Raw genomic sequence first — 4,671 nt, forward strand, 5'->3', positions numbered from 1 at the left:
CTGCGGCAACGTCTTCCCGTTCGCTACGCCAACCTCAACCTGCCGCAGCAGGTCCACCACCTGCTCCGCCGTGTGCTTCTTACCTCGTGCCATCTTGCTCTCCTTGTGCCAGTGTCTCTCTTAGTCACTGGCACAAAGCAAGCCCGGCACTCCAGAACAGAGCAACTCGATGTCTGGCTCCACGACTACAACTTCCACCGCCCACATGCTAGCCTCAACTTCAACACACCAGCCTCCCGTTCAGATCTGAACAGGAATAACGTCTTGAGCCTCCACCGCTAGAGCGGTTCTCCTCCAGATGTAGTTTTGGTGGTTCGAGCAAAACGCAGATTCCCTTCGGGAATGATAAACAAAAAGGAACCTACACCCGAGCGGAAATAGCTATAAGCCCCAAAGACCCCTTCGGAGAGGTGTTGAGGTCGGTGACGACAAAGATATGCTGCTGGTCACCGTGGCCGCTGGTAGATATGGATGATTTAGGAATCGGCCCATCCACTCGAAACGACCTTCGCCGTGATGCCGGCTTTTCTATTTTGGGCGCCATGGGTGGACGTTGAGGTTACGTGACAACATCAACTTAATTGTCCATTTGTCCGACGCCTCAGTCAAACCATACCCGACACCGCTTTCGACGCTCAGACCGAGAAACTTGTTGCCTGAGTAATCCGTTGTCGCCCAGACCTCGTGAAATTGCTTCGAAAGTGGCAGGAACCCGTGCAGCGGGCCGAAACCGTCATACTCTTCCGCGGCAACGGCCCACCTGTCGTTGAAGTTGTATGCCACTCTCCCAGAGGGATTGTACTGCAGGTTTCCAAGGCCCCCGGTATAGTCCGTGTCAACAATCGGGTTGTAGATGAAATCCCATGGATGCAAGTGCAGCCCAACGATCGGCCTGATCTCGGAGGTAATCGTTCTGGACTCCCAGTAGCTGTGATTGACGCTGAACTCAAAATTGGCTGCATAGAAGAAGGTGTGGTCATGAGCGTTGGGTCGCGCGAATAGTTCGCGAATCTTGAAGCCATTGATCGTCGAGCCATCATTCGAAGAATAGGGCGACGTTACAGGCATATAAAGTCCCTGCTCGAACCACGGCGTAACGCCATACGCCCATTCGGCAGTGACTTGATACGAATGATTCGCGATGATTGCCCCGGGATAGTCGGGCACCGTCCGTCCCTTGGGCGTGAAGTTGTTGTGGATCATCAGGTTGAAGATCCCCGGCGGCGCAATCGCTCCGTCGTAAACCTGGATCTCATCGGTTTGCGCAGCCACCAGCGTCGACATTGAGATGAGACAGAGAGTGACCAATCCAATCGTACGCATATTCATTCTTGTCTAGAACCTCCTTGTTCGATCCAACGTTTCCCAGAACTGGAAGCTGTCTAAGAGGGCGTGAATCTAGACGCCACACTTACAACCCGTAGCAACTACTCCCCTATTGTCCCGCAGAACCTCAAGAATCAGGAGTCAGCCTGGAAACTCTATTCTTGGAGTTGCGCTGGTGATGATTTCCTAATGACTTAGTTTGAGATCTGACCGACGAGATTGAGATCAATCGCAACGTCATTCTCAGCTTTCCAGAACATGAAGCTCGGGTTCTTGAGACCCCACTGAACATAGGGAACAACGAATTGCCCCTTGGCTGTTACCTTCGATCCATCCATGTGTATCTGCATCGGAATTGTCAGGTCATGAGCGGTGCCGAGCAAAGTGAAGACTCCTCTCACCTGAATACTCGAGTCGCCTGAAGCAGCAATCGTTCCGTTGTACGTTTTAGGCGCGAACGAGACGGAGGCGAACTGGTCCACCTTGAGAATGTCTTTATTCATCTTTTTATCGCGGCTGTCGCTACCGGTCTTCCCGCTACCGGCCAGTACAGTCACCGAACCCGACATCTTAGGATTCTTGCGGTCAAACTCAATCGATCCGGATTGAATGCGAAACATGCCGTTGACGACCTCGTGGGTTGTGTTGAGCGTCATCTTGATCTCGCTGGCGTCGGGGTTGACGGCGAAGGTCTGATGTTGGGCGAGAGCGGCTGGAGCGAGTATGACCGCGAGGGCTAAGACTGCGAAGGATTTCATTCCATCTCCCTGGAGGGTTTTGCCTACCGAACATTCTTGATGGTTCAATTTTCAGCCGGCGACTGCCTGTGAAGCGACAGCGGGGGGCTGGGTGACACGCGTGAGTCTGGCCGTTACGCGCATCGCGCCGGGCCAGACGCTGAGGCAGAACGGCAGCACAGCGCGTGCGAGTGCGTTGTTTAAGCCGTCCGCGGCGACCTCGGCAAGACGCATCTGGGGTAGCATTGCGGAGCGCAGTTTTGGCTGAAAGACCGGCGCTGGCTCCGCGGCAAGATAAGCAGCGGCAGCACGGCGTGCAGTATGCAGAGCGATGGATATGCCATCGCCGGTGAACGAGGGGATGACGGCTGCCTGGTCGCCGATACAGTAGAGCCCATCCTCCGTTGCGCGGCGGATGTAACCGTACGGGATATGAGTGATGGTGATCGGCTTGTCGAGCAGCGGTTCCGCGCCGTCAAGCCGCATCGCGAGGTGGGGACAGTCCTGCTGCATCTTCGCAAGGAGGCCCTGCCAGCGAAGACCCGCACGTGCAAAATACCGCCGTTGCACCACACAGCAGAAGTTCGTAATGCCGTCTTCAACCGGTTGGATACCACCGTAGCCTCCGGAATAGAGTGTCAACTCGGAGGCACCCGCCAGGTCAGCGGTCTGGGCGGCAGACAGTCGGTAATACATCTTGAAGGCGACCCATTGGTGCGGGTCCTTCGGGCGACCGTGGCCGCGCATATCGTGCTTGCCCGTGGCCAGAAAAGCGGTTGGAGCTTCGTATGTAGTGCCGTCGTCGAGAGTAGCCTGCCAGAGGTTGGCGGTTGTGCGATTGAGCGACTGCACACCGTGGCCGCGCTTAACGTGGACTCCCGCTGTGATGGCTGTGGCGATGAGCGCTGTATCCAGCGCCTTGCGCGTGAGCGAGGCCGCGGGAAAAGGCAGAGGAGCCTCCGCGGCGCGCCTGGCTGCAGCGAGGCGAACGTAATCAATCGGCACCGCGCCAAGCGAGGCCACGTCGATGCCGAGCGCATGCAGATCCTCAAGGGCCTCGCCGCTTAGGAACTCTCCACAGACCTTATGGCGCGGTGTGGGCTCGCGTTCGATCAACGTGACGCTTCGTCCCTTTTGAGCGAGTGCGATCGAAGCCGCACAGCCTGCCACTCCACCACCGAGGATCAGAACTTCGTCTTGCAAATCATTGCTCCTATTTCACTGGATGTTCAATCAATTTGTAGCGGGATTCCTTACTTCTAATAGACGTCCAGAAAGCGGTTTGGCGCATCATTCTGTACAAATCGTCATTTTGGAACCAGCAAGGAGCTGGTTGATGATGGTTATCGGAATCTTTGTTTAGATTACAGGGTTGGAGGAGGTGCTTTCCGGACATAAGAGACGTCTCAAAGATGAGATGCGAGACGTCCATTCTTGTAGTGGGGCATTTCGCATCTCATAAAGCTGATCGTTAAGACGAGGGATTTGATGGAGCGAAGCAATTTCTTTGTAGCCGCTTTTTTGGCGATAACTTTGGTCGCCGCGGCGCCGGCAGAGCGAATTTCAGTAAAACATATCCAGGTCCCGGAGCATGGGTTTATGGTAGCGCGCTCCGAGACTGGAAAAAACATTGCCCGGTTTGAGTTTTTGCAGACCGTGCAGGGCGATGACGTAACGATGCACCTGACCTATCGCTTTGTGGATGGGTCGATTGATGAAGAGACGACAACCTTCACGCAGCAGGGCACGTTTCGGCTAATACGCACCCATCACATACAGAAAGGGCCGTTCTTTGCGAAGCCGGTCGACTTTACGGTGGATGCCGCTACCGGCATAGTGACCAGTCGCAATGTCGACAAAAACGGCAAGGTGCATGTCGAGAGCGAGCACATGGGCCTGCCGGATGACCTGGCGAATGGATTCGTTGGAACGTTGCTTCTGAATGTGCCCCGCAATACAGCGCCATTTCGGGTAGGGATGCTGGCGCCAGTCGACGGCGGGCGGCTGATTCGACTCCTTATCTCGCCGGAGGGCGAGCAGCCGGTTCAGATGGGGGGCCAGAACCTTAAGGCAACGGTGTTTCGTATCCATCCTGAGTTGGGCGGCATTGTAGGCGTCATCGCGCAGCTTATCGGGCTTCAGCCAAAAGACGTGATGGTCTGGGTACTTGAGGGTAATGAGCCCGCGGTGGTGAGGACCGTTGGGCAACTCGATGGTTACGGGCCTGTGGTCAGCTCGGAGCTGGAGGGAACCAGCTTCAGAAAATAGAAGATGTGCGGTCCAATATCTCAAAATCTCATAGCCCGTTGCCCACAATTAGTCACGACGGGTAGTGAGTTCATGCCAATTGAGGCCGAGTTCGACAATAAGCAGGGAGGCGAGTGTGAAAGCGATCACCCCGACAGCGGACAAGACGTCTCCCAGGTGGCCCCAGTAACGGGGCCAGAGATTGAGGACACGACTGGAGACGAAGGTAAATGTGACGGCATAGGAGCGCGCCATCCATTGGCGGTGTGCGACGATTTGGCGGTTGCGCGCGGTGATGAAGGCGGCAGCGGTGCAGACCATCCAGGCGGCAGCCTGCATGGACGTTCCAGGAAGACCCGGG

At 55.8% G+C, this 4,671-nt stretch carries 5 protein-coding genes; 1 reads left to right on the plus strand and 4 read right to left on the minus strand.

Features of this window, described 5'->3' with window-relative positions; genetic code table 11:
- Positions 1-528: 528 nt before the first annotated feature.
- The 3 genes from VMU57_RS09280 to VMU57_RS09290 all read right to left on the minus strand — a co-directional run bounded on the left by VMU57_RS09280 (position 529) and on the right by VMU57_RS09290 (position 3,266).
- Complete coding sequence (locus tag VMU57_RS09280) at positions 529-1,329, minus strand: hypothetical protein (protein ID WP_325382697.1); 801 nt, start codon at positions 1,327-1,329, stop codon at positions 529-531.
- A gap of 191 nt (positions 1,330-1,520) precedes the next feature.
- Positions 1,521-2,084, minus strand: a complete 564-nt coding sequence (locus VMU57_RS09285) for a YceI family protein (protein WP_325382699.1) — start codon at positions 2,082-2,084, stop codon at positions 1,521-1,523.
- Positions 2,085-2,135: 51 nt separating this feature from the next.
- Positions 2,136-3,266 (minus strand): NAD(P)/FAD-dependent oxidoreductase, encoded by a 1,131-nt coding sequence (locus VMU57_RS09290; protein WP_325382701.1) that lies wholly within the window; start codon positions 3,264-3,266, stop codon positions 2,136-2,138.
- A gap of 396 nt (positions 3,267-3,662) precedes the next feature.
- On the opposite strand from VMU57_RS09290, the gene VMU57_RS09295 reads away from it, so the two are divergent.
- Positions 3,663-4,331, plus strand: a complete 669-nt coding sequence (locus tag VMU57_RS09295) for a hypothetical protein (protein WP_325382703.1) — start codon at positions 3,663-3,665, stop codon at positions 4,329-4,331.
- Between the two features lie 48 nt (positions 4,332-4,379).
- On the opposite strand, the gene VMU57_RS09300 is transcribed toward VMU57_RS09295, so the two are convergent.
- Positions 4,380-4,671, minus strand: a 292-nt coding sequence (locus VMU57_RS09300; protein WP_325382705.1) for a DUF2306 domain-containing protein, incomplete at its 5' end; no start/stop codon positions are given.

The organism is Edaphobacter sp., from assembly GCF_035532915.1.
In the GTDB taxonomy this organism is placed as follows: Bacteria; Acidobacteriota; Terriglobia; order Terriglobales; family Acidobacteriaceae; genus Edaphobacter.

Coding starts and splice junctions, on each gene's coding strand:
- VMU57_RS09280 (WP_325382697.1), bottom strand. CDS start 1,329: ATGAATATGCGTACGATTGGATTGGTCACTCTCTGTCTCATCTCAATG.
- VMU57_RS09285 (WP_325382699.1), bottom strand. CDS start 2,084: ATGAAATCCTTCGCAGTCTTAGCCCTCGCGGTCATACTCGCTCCAGCC.
- VMU57_RS09295 (WP_325382703.1), top strand. CDS start 3,663: ATGGTAGCGCGCTCCGAGACTGGAAAAAACATTGCCCGGTTTGAGTTT.